This is a genomic window from Paraliobacillus sp. X-1268, from assembly GCF_003426095.1.
In the GTDB taxonomy this organism is placed as follows: Bacteria; Bacillota; Bacilli; order Bacillales; family Amphibacillaceae; genus Paraliobacillus_A; species Paraliobacillus_A zengyii.
The window spans coordinates 732,219-755,083 of the sequence record NZ_QJSK01000001.1; the positions used below are offsets into that span (position 1 = coordinate 732,219).

General features: G+C 33.7%; 24 protein-coding genes. 7 read left to right on the top strand and 17 right to left on the bottom strand.

Features of this window, described 5'->3' with window-relative positions; translation table 11 throughout:
- Window positions 1-136: 136 nt before the first annotated feature.
- The 4 genes from D2K62_RS03720 to D2K62_RS03735 all read right to left on the bottom strand — a co-directional run bounded on the left by D2K62_RS03720 (window position 137) and on the right by D2K62_RS03735 (window position 3,897).
- Window positions 137-922 carry an alpha/beta hydrolase gene (locus tag D2K62_RS03720; RefSeq protein ID WP_117160925.1) on the bottom strand — a complete coding sequence of 262 codons (786 nt, stop codon included), beginning with the start codon at window positions 920-922 and terminating at the stop codon, window positions 137-139.
- Window positions 923-1,028: 106 nt separating this feature from the next.
- Window positions 1,029-2,501 carry a potassium/proton antiporter gene (locus D2K62_RS03725; RefSeq protein ID WP_112180614.1) on the bottom strand — a complete coding sequence of 491 codons (1,473 nt, stop codon included), beginning with the start codon at window positions 2,499-2,501 and terminating at the stop codon, window positions 1,029-1,031.
- A gap of 16 nt (window positions 2,502-2,517) precedes the next feature.
- Complete coding sequence (locus D2K62_RS03730; protein WP_117160926.1) at window positions 2,518-3,075, bottom strand: tyrosine-type recombinase/integrase; 558 nt, start codon at window positions 3,073-3,075, stop codon at window positions 2,518-2,520.
- Between the two features lie 126 nt (window positions 3,076-3,201).
- A complete protein-coding gene (locus D2K62_RS03735; protein ID WP_117160927.1) occupies window positions 3,202-3,897 on the bottom strand; it encodes a hypothetical protein in 696 nt (231 codons plus the stop codon).
- 178 nt (window positions 3,898-4,075) lie between these two features.
- Here D2K62_RS03735 and D2K62_RS03740 point away from each other — a divergent pair, with 178 nt between their 5' ends.
- On the top strand, window positions 4,076-4,717 hold the full coding sequence (locus tag D2K62_RS03740) for an alpha/beta family hydrolase (RefSeq protein WP_117149278.1): 642 nt from the start codon (window positions 4,076-4,078) through the stop codon (window positions 4,715-4,717).
- A gap of 152 nt (window positions 4,718-4,869) precedes the next feature.
- Here D2K62_RS03740 and D2K62_RS03745 read toward each other — a convergent pair whose 3' ends face one another.
- From D2K62_RS03745 to abnB, 3 genes are all read right to left on the bottom strand, one after another.
- Entirely contained in the window at window positions 4,870-5,391 is a 522-nt protein-coding gene (locus D2K62_RS03745) for a cysteine hydrolase family protein (RefSeq protein ID WP_117160928.1), read from the bottom strand.
- 107 nt (window positions 5,392-5,498) lie between these two features.
- Window positions 5,499-5,981: a DUF4306 domain-containing protein gene (locus D2K62_RS03750; protein ID WP_112180610.1), complete on the bottom strand. Its 483-nt coding sequence runs from the start codon at window positions 5,979-5,981 to the stop codon at window positions 5,499-5,501.
- 159 nt (window positions 5,982-6,140) lie between these two features.
- A complete protein-coding gene (gene abnB / locus D2K62_RS03755; protein WP_198671271.1) occupies window positions 6,141-7,487 on the bottom strand; it encodes an arabinan endo-1,5-alpha-L-arabinosidase AbnB in 1,347 nt (448 codons plus the stop codon).
- A 621-nt stretch (window positions 7,488-8,108) separates the two neighbouring features.
- On the opposite strand from abnB, the gene D2K62_RS03760 reads away from it, so the two are divergent.
- The 3 genes from D2K62_RS03760 to D2K62_RS03765 all read left to right on the top strand — a co-directional run bounded on the left by D2K62_RS03760 (window position 8,109) and on the right by D2K62_RS03765 (window position 9,697).
- Window positions 8,109-8,612 (top strand): hypothetical protein, encoded by a 504-nt coding sequence (locus D2K62_RS03760; RefSeq protein ID WP_112180608.1) that lies wholly within the window; start codon window positions 8,109-8,111, stop codon window positions 8,610-8,612.
- Entirely contained in the window at window positions 8,602-8,724 is a 123-nt protein-coding gene (locus D2K62_RS19250; RefSeq protein WP_255421349.1) for a hypothetical protein, read from the top strand. Before D2K62_RS03760 ends, D2K62_RS19250 begins: the two co-directional genes overlap by 11 nt.
- 115 nt (window positions 8,725-8,839) lie before the next feature.
- A complete protein-coding gene (locus D2K62_RS03765) occupies window positions 8,840-9,697 on the top strand; it encodes a Cof-type HAD-IIB family hydrolase (RefSeq protein WP_112180607.1) in 858 nt (285 codons plus the stop codon).
- Between the two features lie 81 nt (window positions 9,698-9,778).
- Here the strand turns inward: D2K62_RS03765 and D2K62_RS03770 are convergent, their stop codons facing one another.
- The 3 genes from D2K62_RS03770 to licT form a co-directional block, all read right to left on the bottom strand.
- Window positions 9,779-10,684 carry an AEC family transporter gene (locus D2K62_RS03770; protein WP_112180606.1) on the bottom strand — a complete coding sequence of 302 codons (906 nt, stop codon included), beginning with the start codon at window positions 10,682-10,684 and terminating at the stop codon, window positions 9,779-9,781.
- A 38-nt stretch (window positions 10,685-10,722) separates the two neighbouring features.
- Window positions 10,723-12,555: a beta-glucoside-specific PTS transporter subunit IIABC gene (locus D2K62_RS03775; RefSeq protein ID WP_117149274.1), complete on the bottom strand. Its 1,833-nt coding sequence runs from the start codon at window positions 12,553-12,555 to the stop codon at window positions 10,723-10,725.
- A gap of 115 nt (window positions 12,556-12,670) precedes the next feature.
- Window positions 12,671-13,537 carry a BglG family transcription antiterminator LicT gene (gene licT, locus D2K62_RS03780; RefSeq protein WP_112180604.1) on the bottom strand — a complete coding sequence of 289 codons (867 nt, stop codon included), beginning with the start codon at window positions 13,535-13,537 and terminating at the stop codon, window positions 12,671-12,673.
- Window positions 13,538-13,737: 200 nt separating this feature from the next.
- On the opposite strand from licT, the gene D2K62_RS03785 reads away from it, so the two are divergent.
- Window positions 13,738-14,526 (top strand): HAD family hydrolase, encoded by a 789-nt coding sequence (locus D2K62_RS03785; RefSeq protein WP_112180603.1) that lies wholly within the window; start codon window positions 13,738-13,740, stop codon window positions 14,524-14,526.
- A 173-nt stretch (window positions 14,527-14,699) separates the two neighbouring features.
- Here the strand turns inward: D2K62_RS03785 and D2K62_RS03790 are convergent, their stop codons facing one another.
- Window positions 14,700-15,596, bottom strand: a complete 897-nt coding sequence (locus D2K62_RS03790) for an alpha/beta fold hydrolase (RefSeq protein ID WP_157967838.1) — start codon at window positions 15,594-15,596, stop codon at window positions 14,700-14,702.
- A gap of 127 nt (window positions 15,597-15,723) precedes the next feature.
- Window positions 15,724-16,488 (bottom strand): class I SAM-dependent methyltransferase, encoded by a 765-nt coding sequence (locus D2K62_RS03795; RefSeq protein ID WP_117160930.1) that lies wholly within the window; start codon window positions 16,486-16,488, stop codon window positions 15,724-15,726.
- Between the two features lie 510 nt (window positions 16,489-16,998).
- Here D2K62_RS03795 and D2K62_RS03800 point away from each other — a divergent pair.
- The gene (locus D2K62_RS03800; protein ID WP_112180600.1) at window positions 16,999-17,136 is read left to right on the top strand and encodes a YjcZ family sporulation protein; all 138 of its coding nucleotides are present in this window, start codon (window positions 16,999-17,001) and stop codon (window positions 17,134-17,136) included.
- A gap of 378 nt (window positions 17,137-17,514) precedes the next feature.
- Here the strand turns inward: D2K62_RS03800 and D2K62_RS03805 are convergent, their stop codons facing one another.
- The 4 genes from D2K62_RS03805 to D2K62_RS03820 all read right to left on the bottom strand — a co-directional run bounded on the left by D2K62_RS03805 (window position 17,515) and on the right by D2K62_RS03820 (window position 20,915).
- On the bottom strand, window positions 17,515-17,970 hold the full coding sequence (locus D2K62_RS03805; protein WP_112180599.1) for a Dps family protein: 456 nt from the start codon (window positions 17,968-17,970) through the stop codon (window positions 17,515-17,517).
- Between the two features lie 229 nt (window positions 17,971-18,199).
- Window positions 18,200-18,760, bottom strand: a complete 561-nt coding sequence (locus D2K62_RS03810) for a peroxiredoxin family protein (RefSeq protein ID WP_232824253.1) — start codon at window positions 18,758-18,760, stop codon at window positions 18,200-18,202.
- A gap of 11 nt (window positions 18,761-18,771) precedes the next feature.
- Window positions 18,772-19,515, bottom strand: coding sequence for a cytochrome c biogenesis CcdA family protein (locus tag D2K62_RS03815; RefSeq protein ID WP_112180598.1), 744 nt, complete (start codon window positions 19,513-19,515; stop codon window positions 18,772-18,774).
- 782 nt (window positions 19,516-20,297) lie between these two features.
- The gene (locus D2K62_RS03820) at window positions 20,298-20,915 is read right to left on the bottom strand and encodes a class I SAM-dependent methyltransferase (RefSeq protein WP_112180597.1); all 618 of its coding nucleotides are present in this window, start codon (window positions 20,913-20,915) and stop codon (window positions 20,298-20,300) included.
- A 113-nt stretch (window positions 20,916-21,028) separates the two neighbouring features.
- Between D2K62_RS03820 and D2K62_RS03825 the strand changes: the two genes are divergently transcribed.
- Window positions 21,029-21,208: a hypothetical protein gene (locus D2K62_RS03825; protein WP_112180596.1), complete on the top strand. Its 180-nt coding sequence runs from the start codon at window positions 21,029-21,031 to the stop codon at window positions 21,206-21,208.
- A gap of 202 nt (window positions 21,209-21,410) precedes the next feature.
- Here D2K62_RS03825 and D2K62_RS03830 read toward each other — a convergent pair whose 3' ends face one another.
- Entirely contained in the window at window positions 21,411-22,808 is a 1,398-nt protein-coding gene (locus D2K62_RS03830) for a YfcC family protein (RefSeq protein ID WP_232824252.1), read from the bottom strand.
- Window positions 22,809-22,865 lie beyond the last annotated feature (57 nt).

Consider the following 22,865-nt stretch of genomic DNA (forward strand, 5'->3'; position numbering starts at 1 on the left):
GTATCCCTTCTTTCTCTAGTCTATTTATGTAAGAAAGCCCTTTGGGTATTATATCCAAAAAAGCATCTAACTAATAAGTTAGACGCTCTCATATAAACTAGTTGGATCAGCTAATAAAAAGTTTATATGTATTAAATTATTTTAAAGGTAACCATTTCAATACACGTTGGATATGATAATCCCAATACCCCCACTCATGTGAACCACTATCAAAAGTTGAAACGACATCTAAATCAGTTTGATCACAAACTTCTTTAAATAGTAAATTATCATTATACAAGAAATCCTCTGTGCCACACGCATGATAGATTTTAGGTTTCTCACCATCTGAGGCATCTATTTTCTTGATTAAATCCAACACATCATGCATCGTTCCCTTTAAATCCTGGTCTCCATAAGCGTTATATAATGTTGCAGCCATTGGATTAGGTTCTTGTTGATTAGCAACATGACTAGCAATATCTAATACACCAGATAACGTTGCTACCGCTGCAAATTGATCCGGTTTATTTAAAGCCCATTTCATTGCTCCATAACCACCCATAGATAATCCGGCAATAAAATTATCTTCTCGTTTGTCAGATAACGGAAAAAACGAGCGCGCAATCCTAGGCAACTCTTCTGATATAAATGTCCAATAATTTTTTCCATACGTCATATCGGTATAAAAACTATGATCAACATTTGGCATTACTACCGCTATTCCTAATTCAGCTACATAACGTTCAATCGAAGTACGACGCGTCCAGATTGTATGATCATCACTAAGCCCATGCAATAGATAAAGCGTTGGATGCTTTTGGTCCTGTCTTTTATTGTTTTGCATGCCTATTTGATTAGCTGTTTGCTCTGGTAAAATTACTGTCATCGATGTATTTAACATAAGTGTTTCGGAAAAAAAATCACATGTAATACGTGCCATTGATATCAGTCCTTTTCCTAAAGATTTTTACTACTCTAGTATAGAACATTTTGGAAAAACACGCACACGCTATTTATAATTCTTTTTCGATAATTTCACTAGATGTTTAAGATTTTCTTCTCAATAACAATCGTAACGATTTTTTACTTGAACGGGATGTTAGCATATAAAGAAAATCACCAGCTGAAATTACTGTATCACCTGTTGGTGTAACTAGCTGTTCCTCTCTAATTATCGCATTCACGAGTGTGTCTTTCGGAAAGGAAATATCGTTTAATGTTTTACCAACAATTTCAGCATCTTCTTCTATTTCATACTCAATCATTTCAGCATTAGCTTTTCCTAATGATATCAACTCTAACGTATGAATCGGAGTTGTTTTCTTAGGACCAAATAATCCTAATTTTTGAGCCAAAGGAGCTATTGTCGTCCCTTGAATAAGACAGCTCGTTAGTACAATAAAAAAGACAACATTGAAAATTTGCTGACTACCTTCCACTCCAGCAAGTAAAGGAAAGGTTGCTAAAACAATTGGTACTGCACCTTTCAAACCCGCCCATGATAAAAAGATTAGTTCTTTCTTTGTATAATGCATAGAGATAGTTGAAATAGCCACTGCAATTGGACGTGCAATCAGCATTAAAATAATAGATAACGTTACACCTTGGAAGATGATGTTCCATTGAAATAGTTCAGATGGGAAAACGAGTAATCCTAAAATAACAAACATTAGAATCTGCATCATCCAAGCAAAACCTTCAGAGAAACGGAATACAGAAAAGCGATAGGCAATTTCAGCATTTCCCATAACGATGGCTAATACATACACAGCTAACAAGCCACTTCCATTTAAAGCAGAGGTTAAACCATATGTTAATAGTGCGAAAGAAATAGCAAAAATCGGGTATAAACCACTTGAATCTAAGTTAATCTTATTTATTGCCATGACCGCAATTTTTCCTAATAACAAGCCAAGAAGTAGTCCAAGACCAATTTGTAAAAAGAATGTTATGATTAACCAAAAAATATTTGTACTAGGATTCGTTATTAATTCAATCATTGCAACTGTTAAGAAAACAGCCATTGGGTCATTTGATCCAGATTCGGCCTCAAGTGTTGTTCCAATTCTCTTCTTTATCGGTTGTTCTTTTAATACAGCAAAAACTGCTGCCGCATCCGTAGATCCAACAATCGCCCCAAATAGCATTGCAAGAGTCCAATCAATTTGTAGTATGTATTTTGCAGCCACCGCTACAATCGCTGATGTAAGTACGACACCGAGCGTTGCTAATGACAATGATGGCTTCATTACTGGTTTCAGATCACTCCAATTTGTTTGTAAACCACCTTCAAATAAAATAATGATTAGAGCAAACACACCAATTATTTGTGCTGTTTGCGCATTATCAAAATAAATAAGTCCTAATATATCACTACCCATTACCATCCCAATCACAATAAATAATACTAATGCTGGAACACCAAATCGAGAAGATAATTTGGTAGTAACTACACCTAAGATAAATAAGGTTGCGAATAATAAAATAAGTGAGTCTGTCTGAAAAATTCCATTAATCATGAATTATTTCTCCTTTCTATAAATTAATATCAAGTTTTACTTCAGAACTGTCTATTTTTGAAATACCGAGATAATGCCGAGTTTCAGTTGTTGTTTGATGTTGTAGACGTTTTTTTATAAGGGAGATTGCAATGCCATTTGTATAAGCATGATAACCGAACGTTTTTCGAAGTGTGTGCATACCAATTGGTTCATCTATTCCAGCTTCTTCTGCCGCATAATGAATGATACGATATGCTTGTTGACGTGTTATTGGAGCTTTTGATTTGCGTGATTTAAACAGAAAATCTTCTCTTTTAAGATCTGACTTTTCTATTACTTCATGAATTAATGCTTGTAGAGATTGGTTAAAATAAATAGGTGGATCAAGATAGCTTGATTTTTGTAAATAAGGATGAATTTCATTTGCCTGACTCATAACTTGATCTACACGAATGTTAATCAAATCATAGATTCGCATACCTGTATTAATACCTATTAAAAATAAACAATAATCACGTTTTGAGCGTTTATGTAAAATTTGTTTCATTGCTTCTAGTTGATCTATTCGTTTTATTGGTTGTACAGTATGCATATTATCACACCACCTTATGTTACATAATATAATTATAACGTATATTTATGTAACATTAAATTCATATGCTTTAATCAAATAAAAAAAGCATGGAGAAATGCACCCCATGCTTTACTTATAAGTATTTTATCCTTTTGGTTCTTCATCTAACTCTTCTGCTTCTTTTTCAATTTGTTCCTCTAAATCTTGTTGTTCTTGTGTTTGTTCTGCTTTTTCTTTTTCCTCAGCTTCTTTCTCCGCTTGTGCTGCTTCCTCTTTCGCTTCTTTTTCTTTTGCTATTTTTTCTTCTTCTTCTTCTGCTTTTTTAGCTTCTTCTTCTGCCACTTCTTTTTTCTTTTCATCTTCATCATCTGTCTTACTAGTAGTTTCTTTATTTGTCGCTACACTTTCTGATTTTGTTTCAGTGCTATTACTTGATGTACTAGAATAACTAGAGCTATTGTTAGAACCAGCGCCAGTGCTACTACTATAATTAGTCTGATCTTGTGTTGCAACCGTTGATTCCTCCGCGACTTCTGTACTATCTTCATCCGTCTGATCTAATTCTAACTCTGCCAGCTCTTCTTCTTTTTCCTCTTCTAAGTCATCCTCTTCGTTCTCAGTCTCTTCAATCTCAATTGTTTCTTTTAAAACAATTCCTCTATTTATATCTTGTGCTAATTTTATTGTCTTTCCACTTTTACTATCACTTAATTCAACGTCTTCTTCAACATCATTTTTAGCTTCTTGTTGACCTGGTTGACCACTTAATACGAGTGGCACAATTACGCCAATCATTAGAATTAATAATAGACCAATAAAAACAATCCGAAACTTATTCATAACTTTCCCCCAAAAACCATTTTCCGCTCATTACTTCTATAGTTACTTTAGCATATTTTGTAGCTTGAAAGGGTATTAACAGAGAAATTTACCAAAAAATTTCTTTATAGCTTACTCTTGGAACTCTGATAAAATGGAAGTGCAAAGATATATTGACTTTATACAAGGAGGAATAACAATGAAATACATTAATGAAAGTATCGAGGGTTATAAAGGAAAGAATATACCTTATACTTTATACGGAAAAACTGATTCTTCACACGATTTAGTGATAATACTTCCAGGTGCTGGTTATACGGCTAACAGTCCAATTTTTCATTATTCTACTGGAGTATTTTTCAATAAAAATAAAGACATCTTAGCGGTTAATTATTCTTATAGTGATCCGTTTTATAACAATTTCTCTCAAAATGAATTATATGAAGCGGTTAAAAGTGATTCGAAATTAGTCATAGATAAGATACTCAACACTAACTCGTATATAAATTTTTATATTATTGGTAAATCCATAGGAACCATTGCAATGAGTTCTGAATTGAAAAGAACTATTTTCGAGAATGCTAAAACTATTTGGTTAACACCTCTATTAGATTTAGATGAGGTTTTTACAACTATGGTTGATAGCAAAAACAAAGGTTTGTGTTTTATGGGTGACAGAGATCGTTTCTATACAGAGGAAAAGTTCAATAAAATAAGAACAAATAAAAATATTACTTCAAAATTAATTCCTGGGGTTAATCATAGTCTTGACCATGAAGAAGACATAGCTAAGTCAATAGATACTTTAAAAGACGTAGTAACTGATATAGAAAAATTTTAAATTACTTTTAACTTTTATACTTGTGAAAATAAATATAAAATTAGAGATGAATAACTTGAGGAAGAATGCTAAACAGTTAATCCATTCTAATTGACCGCCACATTAGTTGCCGTCGCTCTTGAAAAAGCTTTGTATGTATATTTTCTTTACAATCAACTATCAAAAGTAATATCTTTGCTTGAGTAAACATCTGCAAACCAACGTAATACGTTGTTATGATGATTTATGATTTGTTTAGCGTTGATGTCTTGTGAATCCCAAGTACTGTGTGCATCTGATGCTAAACTGACTTTGTAATCCATACTAAATGCTCTTCTGCAAGTTGTATCAATACAAACTTCTGTTTGTATGCCTGCAATTATTAAATGTTCAATCCTATGTTTTTTCAATTCAGCTTCTAAAGACGTATTTAAAAATGAATCTGGAGTAGTTTTTTGAATGATTATATCTTCCGTGTTTGGCGTGACTTCAGAATGAATCTCCCAACCTTTTGTACCATATTCTAAGGGCTTGCCAACAGGTGCATTATGTTGTATATAAAAAATAGGTGTTTTAGCATAGCGTGCTTTTGCTATTAAACTTTTTAAGTTTTGTAATAATCGTTCAGCTTTATATACGCTATTACCTTCTTGAAACATTCCATTTTGAACGTCAATAACCAGTAGTGCTTTCATCCTTTTTTCCTCCCTTAAAAAAGAACGTTTGTTCGTTTCTTGTTTATCATATACCATTCTTTTAAACTTATCAAACTAAGTAACTGTTTACAAAGAAATTCCAACAATCAGATCGATGAATATATTATCTTTCTATCCTTTTTTAATTTCAAAAAAACCATTATTGCAACTATAAAATTTGCAATGCAAAGTATTATAAAGACGGTAGTTAAGTATTTTCCTCCTAAAGTTGGTGAGTCAGATATTGTTAGTCCTAATAATAAATATAAGATTCCAAATGAACACTGAATTATAATCAGATTTCTCTTGTTTTGTTTTGATAACAAATAGCCACTTAGCATTAAAACATACGATAGGCTTACTATTAGCAATGTTGGAAATAGTGGTTTGAATTTAGCTGCATATATGAAATGATCTAATTGTGATATATCAGCACCTGTTGTAAGCTCATTAGTAAACAGCTTTGAAAAAAAAGCGGAATACTTCCGTTCCCAAGTATTATTTCTTATTTCACTTCCTTCATACCACGTAAACACTGTTGAAAAGACAATTACCACTAATGCTAGCAGATATTGTACAATATATTTCATACTATTCCCGCTTTCTTTAGTAAACTAAATAGACTTACATACTAATATCGTCCAAAACTCCTCATTTATTTTAACATAAAATTACAATTATTCTTTAAAGTTATTAAAATAATTGTAAAAAAGTGATCTAGCTTTTTCGCTAGACCACTTTTCTTTCACTTATTCTATTGCTTGACTACCCCAGATTGTAACACCGTTATCAGACATTGCCGAGAATGTCATAACTTGTTCAGATGAAAATGGGTTCCACTGCGAAAGGAATACACCATCATAACTTGTGCCATCGATAACAATCGTTATCTGATTACCTTCTAATTCCCATTCACCTGTAACTGAACCGCTAATCTCACCATTTGCTTCTAACTCTATTGCTTCTGATAATTTAGCGAACTCGGATATATCTTTTCCATGATTAATATATTCATAACTACCCGTTACTTTATCCTCACTATATGTCTCTATTTCTTCGCCACCATAGCGGTGAGGAGCAACAACTGGCCAACCGTCTTCATTAAAGAACATTTGGTGTACACGCAATTCATGTTCTTCACCACGATCTGGAAAGCGTGTATGGAAATAAATGAAATACTCATCTGTTTCTTCTTCATAATAAGTAGAGTTATGACCAGGAGATACATAACCATCTCCTTCAGAAAATGTGAAGTTACCCATTATTTTAGCGCCATATGGTGCAACTGCTTCATCATCAAAGAAACTTCCAGCTGCTCCTTTCGCTTCAATCATATCTTTTCCTTCTGCATCAACAAACGGACCATCAGGGTTTTCAGAACGAGCGACACGCATATTATATCCACCAACGGCATCTAAGCCACCATAAGATAGAAATAAGTAGTAATAGCCGGTATCAGCGTTGTATTGCATAAATGGCGCTTCTATTCTACTATGATTTCCACCTAATAGTTTTTTGCCATATCCTTGATCAGGTAATGGTTCTCCAGTAGCTGCATCCAGTTCCAAGATGAAAATCCCTCCTGAATAGGATCCATAGACCATCCAAAGCTTACCATCTTTATCGTAAAATACGTCTGGATCAACAACATTTGGATCTTGTGTTCCATCATAAGTATCACCATCTTCACTAAGCTCTTCGGTCATACCAGATTTCAAAATAATGCCTTGGTCCTCATATGGTCCTTCAATAGAATCAGATGTGGCAATTCCCATTGCTGATAAAGGTGAATCACCTCTACAGGCATTGTAATACATATAATATTTCCCATCTTCTAATTGAATGACATCTGCAGCCCAAAAGGTATCGGTCTCAGCCCAAGTTAGCGCTTCTTCCATTTCCTCAGCTGCATTTGGTATTAGTACATTACCTTCATGTACGCCATTAGACACTTGGTCCCACTCTATTAAATCATCTGATTTAGCGGACATTAAATGTGATCCAAACACATAAAAAGTATCATCATCTTTGATAACGGATGGGTCATGTACCGTTACATTTTGATAATTAGGTGCATCCAGATCTGTTGCTTCCATATCTTTGTTAGCGTTTTCATTACAACCCGTTAAAAAAAGACTACCTACTATAGCTATTCCTATTAATTCTAGTTTCCATTTATTTTGCTTCAACAATATTCCTCCCCTTGGTTGCATGTCTATCTTCTTTTTTATCATACCTTAATTATCATTAGATTTCTAGATATATTAGGAAATATATACGTACTATTTTTCAAAAATGCTTTTTTAAAACGTCACTTGTCCTTATAAGGTAAAAAGCGCTAGTAGTTAAACTAGCGCTTCATTACTAGATACCTAAAGCGGCCAATACCGCAACTAACAAAATAATTGGTGTGAAAATAAAGAACCAAAAGAACAACAATACCAAAGCAGCTATAATAGCCATTCTATTCCCTCCTATCAATCATTTATTAAACTTGTGGAGGCCTCACACTGTTAATCTATGATTGATAGAGAAAAATGAATGGACAATTATCAATTTTTTTAAAAATGGTTATTTTAATAGGATTACCTTCCCTATATTTTATAAATAGGTGTAGGTATACACGCTATTTTAACCTTTATATAAGACAAAAACACGGTCGAAACATTTCTATTTGCGTATCTATGTACTATAAAAAATAAAGGTAGGTGTAAAATTTGAAAGATAATATACTATATTTCGAGCGAACGGCTCAAGGTCGTTTTCGAGAAGTAAAAGCGAAAAGATTTAAAAATTCAACGATTAATCAATCAGTAGAAGACCAAACCATTCTGGAACAAATCAGACTAGATTGGAAGCAAAAAAATCTTCATACAGAATCGATTGATAAATTAGAAAGTCTTATTACTATTTTTAGACAACCTGAAAATAGTGCTCGGTTAGCTCAACTTTCCCAAAAAATAAAAGCATTCTTTATGCATGATACAACGAAAGGAGTAATGAAAAAAATGACTGATACAAATCTAAGTAAGTTGATGAAAAAACTAATGGAAAATGGAGATACACCGGAACTAATGAACAAAGTATTAAAAGATCCAGATTTATCTAAAGAAGCAATGTCAATGATGCAAGATATGCTTCAAGATGAAGAAAAATTAAAGTCCATGACCGATATGATGACTTCCTTATTAGATAAGGAGGTGAAATCCGATGAAGAATAAAAGAGAACTGATTGTACAAATGCAAAATAATAGGAAAGTAAGTAAAATTAAGCTAAGTGAATTTAGAGACAAAAAAGATAGATGGGTTAAAAATATACTATGTAAAGAATAGTTAAGAATTGTAGAAGTAGGTTCGCAGTCGTTGCATGTGACCTACTTCTTGTGTATTCTAATGTTAGAGAGATTGTGATGTTTACTAACATCCTACATACAAAGGGAGTAATGAAATGAAACTTATTGCGACAGATTTAGATGGCACATTATTGAATGAAAATGGGGAAATTAGCAAAGAAAATGAAACAGCATTAAAGAAAGCAATTCAAGCGGGAATAAAAGTAGTTGTTGCAACTGGCCGGTCCTATTCCGCTGCAAATAAGCCATTACAAGCAGTTGGGATAACTTGTCCTATTATTTGTTTAAATGGTGCAAATGTTTTTACAGAAAAAGGGGAAAGGTTACGTAATATCCCACTTTCTAAATTAATCAGCAAAAAAATTATACAGCAATGTCAGGAAAGTGAAGCCTATTTTGAATTATATACCAATCAAGGTATCTATTCTCCTGACCGCGCAAAATTCATGGAAGTCCTTTTGAATATCATGCTCTCTTCTCACCCAGAAGTTTCGCGTGAAGAAGTGGAAGAGCGAGCAGCATTGCGTTTTCAAGAAGAAGAGTTTAAAATAACAGATGATTTCAACGGACTTCTTGCAGATAAAGACATTGAAGTCTATAAAGCACTTGCCTTTTCTCTAGAAGTAGATACATTGGAAAAAGTAAAAAAACAGTTTTCAGTCAAGGATAACGTCATCATTACATCTTCTGGTTTTGACAATGCAGAATTTAATCATCCAGATGCACAAAAGGGGATTGCTTTATCACTTTTTGCAGCTGAAAATGGCATCGCTTTAGAAGACACAATGGCAATTGGTGATAATTTTAACGATTTATCCATGTTAAAGATTGTTGGGCATAGTGTCGCAATGGGTAACGCTGAAAAGGCCATTAAACAAGCATGTAATTTCACGACAGTAAGTAACAATGAACACGGTGTTGCTAAAGCAATTGAAGTATTCATAAATAAATAAAACAAAGTCCACTATTCTTAATTAGGAATAGTGGACTTTTTATTTTAATGTAGATCACATAAACGAAATGAATGAAGTCTCTCATATATTAATAATTAACCAAATTAAAAAGAAACTAAGTAACATGGTGATATTTGATACAGTCCCAACAAACTTTTTATCATAACCAAATTCAACTGCATAAGGCAATAAGGACATTGAAGTCGGTAAGATTAAAGCAATCAAGAGTGTATAGCGAAACATTAAATCAACTGGCAACCAAACAAAGAGTGCAATTCCAATAAGCAGACCAACTCCAAATCGAGCTACAAGGAACTTCCCAACTAAATACAAATATTTTTTATCAAAAGTAAAATTCAAATAAATACCTAATAATAATAAAGATAATGGCATATTCGCACCAGAAATAATAGAAGCTGTATCAATTAATACATTTGGCAATGGAATATGTATAATATTTAATAGAAATACAATCATATATGTCATCAATGGAATTGATTTTACTAACTTAAGTGTAATTTCTTTCGTTGTGATCTTGGTTTCCTCACTTGCATAAAAACTACCCATTAAATAACTTAATCCAAATACAATAAAAGCATTCCCTACATCAAACATTCCAAAATATTTAATCCCTTCCGCACCCCAAAGCCCTTCTACCAAAGGATAAGCGAATAAGCCTACATTATATCCTGGTATCATCATAAGTAACATGCCTCTTGTACTGTTCTGTTCATTTCTAAAAACAAATAAACCGATGGATACGAAGAAAAAACCTGCAATAATTGCCGCTATTACTAAGAAAAATAAAGATGGCTCAATCACAATATCTGAAAATGTTACTACAATTAAGCTTGGTAATGTAAGATTAAATATAAGACGTGCTAGTCCTTCTCCATCACTTTCTTTGATTATTTTTGTTTGTTTTAATAAATAACCTAAACCAATAATTAAAATGGAATAGATGAATTGCTGATTAAATCCGTCCAAATTAAAATCTCCCTACATAAAGTGATAGTCGTATATAATTAAATAATAACTGTAATCAGTCGTTCTCCTACCACTATATTCTCTTCATCTATTGGTAAAACATCTGTATATTCTCCTGTATTCGTTACAAGAATCGGCGTGATGATATCATATCCCCGTGCAGTAATTTTTTCGATTTCTATTGTTGCGATATGCTGACCTTGCTCTACCAGGTCACCTTGTTTGACGAATACTTCCATATATTCACCATCTAATTGCACTGTATGAATCCCTACATGAATCAATACTTCTACACCTTCTTGTGATGTAAAACCGATCGCATGACTCGTTGGAAAGACACTTGAAACTACTCCCGTTACTGGCGCGTATAACTTCTTATCAATTGGTACAACCGCAATACCTTTACCAACCACACCTGAAGCAAACACTTCATCTGGTACCTCTTCTAATGAAAGAAGTGCCCCATTAAATGGACTTGCTATCGCTACATTCTTTATGACTGTTTCTGTTTGATTATTAGTTGCAGTTTGTGCGCTCATTTCATCTTGATATCCAAAGAAATAAGTAAATACAGTAGCAAAAATGAAACTTATTGCTATTGCTAATAAAAATAATGTAAAACCGCGTCCAAAGAATACCGGTAAGGAAGCAAGTCCTGGTACTGCTAAAGATGAAGAACTTGCGCCTGATTGCCCAGCAATTGCACCACCAATCCCTCCAGCAATACAGCCTATAATGAATGGTTTTTTATAACGTAGTGTAATTCCATATATAGCGGGTTCTGTCACCCCAAACAAGCCCGCTATTGCCGCAGGGGCAGCGATTGATTTAACCTGTTTTTTCTTTGATTTAAGAAATACACCAAGCGCCGCTCCAGCCTGAGCAAAAATTGCTGGCGTTAACATCGCAGTAAGGGTATCTCCACCAAATTGACTTAAATTATTAACTGCGATAGGAACTAATCCCCAGTGCAGACCAAACATGACAAGTATTTGCCACGAGAAACCTATTACAATTCCTGCTACTACTGCACTATTACTATAAATCCAGCTATATCCATCAGCAAGACCTCCACTTACATAGTTACCAAAAGGACCAAACACTAATAAAGTTAACGGAACCAACGTCGCAATTAACACTAGTGGTGTAAAAAATGTTTTTATCGCACTAGGAAAAATTTTATTTAGTAGTGGTTCTATTTTAGACATGACAAAAACCGTCAAAATGATCGGTATAACAGATGTTGCATAGTTCGTTAAATAAATAGGTAAGCCCATAAAAGTTAATTCTAACCCTGATTCATATGTAGTGATCAAATCTGGATATACTAATGCTCCTGCAATAACAAAAGCTACATAAGGATCCGTGCCAAATTTTCGTGCGGCTGTTATACCTAATATAAGTGGTAAAAAATAAAACAAACTGTCACTTGCCGCATGTAAAATTTGATAGGTACCGCTATCTTCATTTAACCAGTTTAATGCAAGGGATAAAATCAATATGCCTTTTAAAATACCGACACCAGCCATTGCACCTAATAATGGCGTGAAAACACCTGAAATAATATCAATAAAATAATTCAGTATAGAGTTGTTTTCTTGCGTTTTAGTTTGTGTTTTACCGTCTAACTCACTTTGTTTTATTATTTTCCGATAGACGTCACTAACATCATTCCCAATAACAATATGTAGTTGACCGGCACTATCCATCACTTGTATAACACCTAATAATTGTTGTATTTCCTGTCGATCAACTTTAGATTTATCAACTAATTTAAATCGCAATCTGGTTGTACAGTGATGTAAAGACTCAATATTTTCTTCTCCACCAACATAATGAATAATTTTCTCAGCTAACTGATTATAATTCATACTAGATCCCACTCTCTTTCCCTAATAAAAAAACCTAAACTAACAGTTCGATACAAACCAACTACGCTTGAGCAGTTTCTGTATGAAATGTAGTCTTAGGTTTTAGCTAATCAATCTATTTGTTTGATTGTTGCTGTTGTACTTCTCTATTGGTAACACGATGAATATGGATACTCAAGTAAATTTTTTCGTCATCTGATATATCCCAATCGTATGATTTAGCTACAAACGCAACAATTTTTTCACTACAATCATATGCCTTTTTATATTTCGTTTTTATCTGTTCAAATAAAAAGGTATCCATACTTTCCTGTCCCTTACCCTCATTTCGTATGAATCGTAAGGCAAAGAATTTTAAGTGTGTTAAAAATCTTTCATAGTTAAGCGAAGTCTCATCTATTTCAATATTATAATGATATTTCACAATGGTTAAAATACTATTAACCATCTTTGTAACTTTCACGGTTGCTTCGACATTTTCCCCCGAGAGCTGACTGTTAACTAAGTGTAAAGCAATAGAACCTGCTTCGTCTTCTGGAAGATCGATTCCTATTTCTTCTTTAATAATAACAAGTGCATCTCTTGCAATTTGATATTCTTCTTTATAGAACTTTTTTATTTCCCATAATAGGGCATTCGGTAAATTAACCCCTTGTTTAAAGCGGCTAATTGCAAAACTCAAATGATCAGTAAGGGCAACATAAATATAATCATCTAATTCATACGGTAACCGTTTCGTTGCAAAATTAATTATTTTATAAGCGATTTCAAAATACTGTTCTGGGATCTCACTTAAAAGTTCTGCTAATTTGTCTGTAAAACCTTCTCCTTCTAAAACAAAGGTCTTTTCAATTTTTTCGCTTTCAATTTCTTCACCGATCTTTTTTTGAAAAGCTAGGCCTCTCCCCATCACAACTAACTCTTTTTGCTGCTCGTTTTCCGTTACAACAACATTGTTATTTAAGATTTTTTTTATATTCATCTACATTCGCCCTTTTAAATAAGTTTTAAAGTCCTTTATCCGAACTACGAAAATAAGGTTAATCAATTACTTATCAACGTGAAGCTATCCATTACTATATCATTTTCTTCTTAGATGGTAAACTACAGTATTTCCATTCTCTATATGACAAATTTATGATAAACTTTTCATTATAGCGTCTACTACAAAAGGAGCCTACCATGACAAATTATAAAATATTATTTTTAGATATTGATGGAACTATTTTGAAAGCAGATCACACGATTGATGATTCGACAAAAAATGCAATAAAACAAGTAAAAGAACAAGGAATAGAGATCTTCTTGGCTACTGGTCGACCACTACATGAAGTTATAGACATTGCTGAAGAACTAGATGTACATTCTTTTATTGGCTACAACGGTGCTTATGCTATATATCAAGATAAAGAAATATTGAACAAACCCATGAAACAGGAGACAGTCGAACACTTCCTTCGTGTTTGTGAAGCGAATCCGCATGAAATGGTTTTATATACACATAATAAAAGTTTGATGACATCAATGGAAGCAGATGTTATTAAAGATTTTTCTAGTTACTTTGATTTAAAAGACACATCACTATATACATCGGCATATGTGGATAATATTTTAGGAATTACACTAATGAACCTAAATGAAGATGATCCCGGATTATATGAAACAGATGAACCGATCTTTTTCTCGCAGGTTAATGTTGAAGGTCTAATGCATAGTTATGACGTAATCCGAGAGAGTGTAAACAAAGGTCGCGCTATTAAACATGTTATTGAACTTCTTGGTTTCGAAAAAGATAGTACGATTGCATTTGGGGACGGGATGAATGACAAACAAATGCTTGCATTTGTAGAAGAAGGTTTTGCAATGGGAAACGCGCATACAGATTTGTTCGCTTTCGCAAAACATCGTACAACAAGTGTCGATGATAATGGTATTTTTAACGGACTAAAGCAATTAGGTTTAGTTAAATAAAATACGCTGTTAAACTTAATGGAACTTCCGCAAATTAGGAAGTTCCATTAACCTAGATTATTAAATTAAAAGTTTTATTTACTCATACAAACCTACCACTATAGTTGAACAACAGTAGTGGTAGGTTGTTATAATAAAGGAACCGTTTGTTTCAGGTCAATATGTATGATTTTTCAGTTAACCGATATGAAATCTTTTATTGTCCTGGCATACATTTTGGGTTCCTCAACCCTCGGAAAGTGGCCACTTTGATTAAACACAACTACCTTACGATTGGACTTTCCGTTCGTAAACGAGAGCAGTTGGTCATCACCCGTTACCCAATCATATTTACCTTTCATCAGTAGCATTGGACAGGTAATAGAATCGAGTTTCGTTAACAATGATTCAAATATTTTCCCCTCTTGATAGAGTTTTTGTTGATGATTGAAGGCCCTTTTCCAATTCACCTCTGGAATATCGGATTTTTCAACAAGTCGATCAAAAAAATGCTTATCTTCACCATGGACATACAAATTGTCTTTATTTTCACCTAAATCAATAAGAAACTCTATACATTTTTCCCATACCTTTTTGGTATCCGTTATTTTTGAAGCTATCAGGCACTCTTTGATCATCCCATCTTTTCCTAATCGTTCATATTGCTGAACTGCTCCTGTAATTAGAGATCGCGCAGAACTTCCCAAATCAAACGTCGGACATTCAAACAAAAGATATGTCACCTGCTCAGGATATTTTAATTGATAGTGTACTGCCAAATATCCACCAATAGAATGACCAATGATACCCCACTTTTCGATACCAAGTTGTTTACGGATAGTTTCGCAGTCCTCTACCAGATCAAGAAGTCCGAATGACTCTTTATCTTCAATTGGATCCGATCGTAGCACTCCTCTTTGATCAATTGCAATGACCCTCATGAATTTTGAAAGCTCTTTAGCTTGCTGTTCGATGAAGTCATAGGAACCAACTCCAGGGCCACCATGTAAATACAAACTTACAGGTAGATCGGCATCGCCGTGAACCTCATAATAAATCCGCTTGTTTCTAATCGTTATATACCCAGACAAAATCTTTCTCCTTCCGTTCTAAACCGATTGATCTATATTGTGAAATGAACATTTCGATCCACTGTTCCACATATATTTTCTCATTTCATGAATTAACATGCTACTTTTCCTTTTTGGATTAGCTTAATTATGTTAGCTGAGCAATTGTATGCGTGAAAACAGCAATATCTCGATAAGGAGAAATACTACTGACTTGCATCTCCAGTTCAGTCATTTGTTTATTCCAATCAGGAGCAAACTTAAATTCGTTGTCTATGTATCCGTATAAATTATGAACACCATAACGATTCACGACCTTAAATCCAGCATTATTCAACCATTTCTGAATATCATCATTTGTATAGAGTGACGTTTCTGCACCAATCACTGCACTATAATCTGATTTTTTCCCAATATAAGTTAACGCTTTTGCCGGTGATTTATCTACTATTGCCTTTTTCAATACGTTTGCCAATGGATTATGAGTAATTAACGATAGATATCCTTTATTTTTTGTCTTATCAGCCAAGTCTCTAATCGCTTTTTCGGGATTGTCCACATATTCAAGCACATTATGACAAATTAAAAAATCAACAGTACATTCAAAAGAATCCAGTTGTGTCATATTTAAATTCCTAAATTCAATAGCGACACCGCTATCAAGTGCTTTCTCTTTAGCCATGTTTAACAACTCTTTATTAGGTTCAACTGCCATTACTTTAAAACCTTTCTGTGCTAAAGATAAAGCCGTTAAGCCAAATCCGCATCCAATGTCTAAAACGTATTTTTGACCACTTAAATGTTGTTCTATTTGTGAGAGAACTGTTGAGTAAAATAACTTTCCCCAAGGCATTTCTGTGTAATTACGATAACTTTCTAAACTATTCGAAAATGCATCAATGTTATTTGTCATTATAATCTCTCATTCTATTTTAGATAAGTATATCATTAATTACCATATTTTGTATTAAAATATTTTATACTCTCTTGTTATAATTAAATTCATTCCAGGACATTAATTCCTGTAAATCAAATGAGCAAAAACATACTTTAACAATGTCAACTAAAAAAGAGCATAAAAAAACCAAAACACAGGGGGTATTTTGGCTTCTTTATTGCTAATTTTACATAGCAGACACTTTAAAATAAACGGAGAGCAATGAAATGAATATTGTAAGTATTGTTGGGATACTCACAATTTCTATGTATTAAATGTAACACAGGTTTCTAGAGGTTTCGCTTCTTTTGTAAGATATTCTTACGTACTATTTTCAAAAAAACAAAAATGCATGTAAAATGCTGTTCCTATGCAATTTTATAATTATATAAAGCCCAATTCATATTAATATAGTCATTTGCCCTCAACACTTATTGTTTTTTACATAGTCTATAAGTAGTTAAGACAGTAAGGTGGTGATAGAACATGGGTTATCATGGTGGATATGGTGCCGGCTATGGTGCTGGTTGTGCTACTCCTGTAGCGACAGGTGCTGGTAGCGGATTTGCGCTAATAGTTGTGTTGTTTATTCTTTTAATTATTGTAGGTGCGTCATTTTATTAAGATAATGTAAAATTAATGAACAGGCAAAGCAAGGTAAATTACTTGCTCTGCCTTCTTACATATAAGAAGATTTTCTACATCTTAAGACCTAAAACGCTCCTCTTTTGGACCGATTTTTAATCGATTACTTCCCTTACTCAACATAGTCTGTTACAATTTTAATGTAGGTGAGAATTGTTACAATTTTATGACTTCCCCAAGTTTCTATATTGCACAATTTTCTCACCTACCTTTGGGAATACTAACGTTATTATACTAACGTATTTTATATGATCTACAAAAAAGTGTACATATTTAACCGGATTATTATTAAAAATCCAAAAGAAAAAAGCATTACGACCTTAATGAAGGTCGTAATGCTTTTTTGTATGTCTAGCCTTATTTGCTTACATATGCTGATAACATCCATAATGTTTGGTCTACACTAGTTTTGTAACCAATTAACATATCTTCTGTGATATCATCACCTGCTTCTCCAGCAAGTTCGATCCCTTTTGCTAAATCACTTTGGATTATCTGATAATCACTAATTACTGACTTAACCATAGATTCAGCTGGAACATGCTCTGTATAAGGCTCTTCCTTGATCGTTGCATTAGCTAAAAATTCGCTTAACGTAGAATAAGGATTTCCTCCAATAGTTAAAAGTCGTTCTGCAAATTCATCAAACTTTTCATTTACTTCATTATATAATTCTTCAAATTTTTCATGAAGAACAAAAAAGTTATGCCCTTTTACGTACCAGTGATGCTGATGTAACTTCGTGAAAAACACACCATGTGTTGCTACTAATTGATTTAATTGATCTTGTAATGTTTGATTTTTAGTTGTCATATAAATTCCTCCAATTAATTATAATTGTTATCATTTTATAATCATTATAATCTAATGACTTGAAAATGTCTAGTCTTTTCCAAGATTTATCCCACAAATTAACTAATTGTGCATAATGAATTACATTTACTGTTCCTAGTTCTTCATTAAAATATGCAAAAGCTTTAACAATGAAATCTACACTTTGTTAATTATATCACATATTAAAAAAATAAAATCTATATAGATATTATTCCATTTTGTCTACTGCTTCCACCATCTGTTCATAACTCAATGCTCCTAAAGATTTATCTTGAATTACACCCTGCGAATCAATCATATAAGTAATTGGGATTGGTCTAACACCATACGTTGTCGCTACTTCTAGTTGTTCGTCTAAAAGAATAGGAAAAGTTAATTTATTTTCTGTAATAAAATCCGTAACATCTTCTATTTTAGCCTCTGATTGTGTCAAGTTAACCGCAATAACTTGTACATCCTTTTCATTATATAATCTTTCCATATCAGGCATCTCCGTTCGACAAGGCGGACACCAAGTTGCCCAAAAATTTAGCATTACTCGTTCCCCACGATATGCTGTTAGTTCTATATTCCCCCCAGTTGCTGTTTTTAAACGAAAGTTTGGTGCCATGTCACCAATATCTAATCCTTCACTTGTTTGTTGCATCTGGTTTTCCACATTTTCTGTTAGCTGTATGATTTCAACTTCTGTTTCCTTATTGTTTATAAAGTCATATACAGCCCAACTAAACGTGCCCGCTAAGATAAGGATCATCATCTTCTTTTTCAACTAAACGCCTCCTAACCTAAATTGGATAACCATGTATCTTGAATAATTTTTAGTAAGAAATTTGATAGTTTAGCTAACTGGCCAGTGAATAATAACATACCAAATAATAACATCATTGCACCGCCAACTCTTGTGATAATCCCGGTATAACGCACAAGCCATTTCGCATAACTTAAGAAAAAGGTGAATATTAAAAATGGTAATGCGAAGCCAATAATATAAATAATTGTATAAATAGCTCCCTGAGTCGGATTACTAGTTGCGATAACCAATACAGAAGCGAATATCGGACCAATACAAGGTGTCCATCCAGCAGCAAAGCCAATACCAATAAAGAAACTACCAATTAAGCCTGTAGGTTTGTTTTTAAATCTTTTACGTGTATCTTTCATAAGTGGCATAATTTTTAACCAACCACCTACAAATAATCCCATCATTATGATGAATATCCCTGCCATTCGTTGCAAAAGTATTCCAGAATGTCCGGATAATATGTCTTGCAGCCACTGTCCGAATAACGTAACGCCAATACCTAAGCCTAAAAAAACCATTGATACTCCTGATAGAAAAAAAACAGCATGGAGTAATAAACGTGCCTGTACATTTATATCTTTGTGTTCTTGTAATTCTTTTACACTCATTCCAGTTATGTAGGATAAATAAGCAGGAAAAATGGGTAAGGTACATGGCGATAAAAAAGATAACATTCCGGCACCAAAAACTATTCCTATAGTTAAATCTATTCCTTGTTGCATAGCATACCTACCTTTCTACTTTAAAATATGATTGTCCATTATTTTTCATTCCTATTTAGAATAAACAAAAAAATTCACACAAAAAAGAAGCCAAACAATTTTAATGTCTAGCTTATCTGAATATTTATTTTGGAATATGTCTTCACAAAAATTATTATTGTTTAAGATTCTAGTTGAGCGAAACTGCGACGTAACAGAAGGCCCTCTTACCCGCTTCGTCAGCAAATGGATTCCCTTTCCGTGGGCACAGTCTCAGCTAACTCGGATAAGCAAAAATCGCTTTCCGAGTGGATCTTCAACTTGTGCTGTTCCCACAGGAGTGTCATCCATTTGCTTCCTTAGCTGATGTCTAATTACAAACGATATCCGTATAGATAGAAAAGATGGATTAAACTAGATGAAAATAATAATTTACATGCTAATTTCCAGCTAATAAAACATGATTTAAATCCATTCATTTTTATGTGCAGATTTATACTCTCTGTTAGCGATAGGCAGATGAATATTAGCGTATCAAGTGAAATTGGCGACACTCCTGCAGGAACAGCGAATGTTTTTGATGGGATGAGTAATCGCAATCCCACGGGCTGAAGATCCAATCGAAAACGTACTTTGTTTTCGATTTAGCTGAAGCCGTGCCTGCGGAAAGGGAGTCAATTTCACTTGAGTAGCGGGTCAAGAAATCCTATTAATTCACAGTTAATGATAATTTCAGCGCAAGGACGCTATGTCGTAGTTTATAGAAATTCAGGCATAAATTATAATTTTCTAGAAGATAGCTTTTATTTTTCACAAACTACAATTCCTATGGGGTGATAGTCTAATGTTGCATGGTCTCTTGGTTCGATTAGTGCACCATTTTGGACGTAATGGGTGACTGTTGAATAATCAGTGAATAAACGTTCAAACTCTTCTGGGGTCAATTGATGAATATGAAACGGTGAGCCACATGGTTTACCTCTTCCATTACCGAAAGGAGTAGACATAATTAATTTCCCCCCGGGCTTTAATAAACGATACACATTCGATAAAAATTGCTCTTCTGCTTCTACATGTTCAATTGTTTCAAAACTAACGATCGTATCAAATGTACCATAACGCGCAGGTAAACTCAGATCGGTCACATCTTCTTGAAAAAAAGATGATTTTGGATGATAATAATGATATTTAGCATACTCCAGAGCCTCGTTATTAATATCAAATCCAATTACTTCAACTATTTCTTTCTTTAACTTTTTCGCAATAATATGGGTACCAAAACCCGTTCCAGTAGCAAAATCTAATACACGTCCACTAATAAATGAAAGCGCAAAGTGATATCTTGCAACGTGCTCAATTAATAAATCATTCATTATGCTCATATTTTCAGGAATAACACGTTCTCCTGTATCCTCTAACATTCTATTCACCGCTTTAATAAAATTTGTTTATGACATGAAAGTTTCTGATCTATTCTAGTATAATAGACCAATCACAGAAAGCAAACTATTAAAGTAAAAGGAATGCTATAAGCTTGTCAGATGTATACCAACATACTGATTTTTCTGAAGAGAATGACCGACTGTATATACCAAAGCTTATATCGATATTAGAAATTGCTGAATCCACAAAAGATAACTATGAAGAAAATATAAAAGATGCTTATGTGAAACTAGACTACTTAGAACTAGAAGACTTAAATATGAAGGTTTAGTGGGGGCAAGTCGTGAAACTTGATAAGATAAAAATTAATAGAATTTACTTAAAAAAAGATAAGTATCCTATAGAGAAGACACTTGAACAACGTCTCACTTTAGGATACTCCTTTACATACTTTAATCCTGTTTCATGCAGGAATCATCGTTAAAATGGTTAAACTATCTACATTTGTGTAATTAACATAGCAGAATTTTTATTTAGAATGGTCCCCAATTAATGAGAACACCAATTGATAAGGTAATAATTGCAATAATAAACCAAATAACAAATAACGGAAACATAAATTTAATCCATTTTGTCCATGGTACATTAGCAACTGCAAGACTTGCCATCAATATACCTGATGTAGGGAATATACTATTAGTCAATCCATCCCCAAATTGATAAGCTTGAACTGCTACTTGACGCGTCACACCAACCATGTCTGCTAAAGGTGCAAGCATTGGCATTGAAATCATTGCTTGACCACTACCAGAGTTAACCAAAAAGTTTAATACGCCATTTGAAATAAACATTCCTATTGCTGATAGTATTGGCGGGAAGTTTTCAAGTGGTACGCTTAACGCATAAACAATGGTATCAAGTACTTGTCCATCCTCTAATACGATTATAACTGAACGGGCAAGACCAACAACAAGTGCCCCATAAACAAGTTTCTTTGTGCCATCCATAAAGGTTATTGCAATGGTATTATAGTGCATACCCGCAATAATACCAGACACAATCCCAATTAACACAAAGAAAGCAGCCATATTACTAATTGTCCATCCTAATTGTGTGGAGGCATAAACAAAAAAGACCAAACCAAGCCCAACAAAACTAAGCATTAATTTATGTCTAATAGTAAATTCATCTTCCAGTTTTTCTACTTCGTCTTCATCTTCATAGACACCCATTAAACTCTTACTTGGATCAGCCATAATTTTTTTAGCGTAACGCCATGTGTAGCCTATCGTTATCGAAAGAATAATTATGAAAACAACAAGACGTAACAACCAACCTGAGAAAAGAGGTAAGCCAGCAATATCCTGCGCAATCCCTACTGTGTATGGGTTAATAAAACCGACATTAAATCCTGCAAAGTTTGCACCAAATGTAATGGCTACTGCAACAATTGGATCTAATTTTAATGTACGAGCAATAATAACACCAATCACAACAAAGGCTATTACTGCGTTAGCAACTGCTCCAACTGCTCCACCTAAGGCGAATAATGTAGATATAATTGCAATCATCCAGAATTCACGCCCACGAGTCAACAGTACTGCTCGATTAATAGCACCTTTTAACGCTCCAGATCGTTCAATAATTTCAAAAGCACCACCAGTAAATAATACCATGAAAATAATATCAGCTGATTGTACCATCCCCATCTGAATAGCATTGAATAACGTCATAACTCCCAGATTTGAACCGGCAACTGCACTATATGTACCAGGTAGAACACGCTCTACGCCATCTATCATTTCTCTTTCGAATGATCCTGATGGGATGAGATATGTAGCTACCACACCTAATAATAATACGAGAAATAGGATGACATATGTATCAGGCATTTGCCATCTATTATGCGCATCAAATTTTGTTTTTGCCATTTTATTAATCCTCCCCTTCTCCGATTTATTAGAATATTCAATTTATATGACTTACAA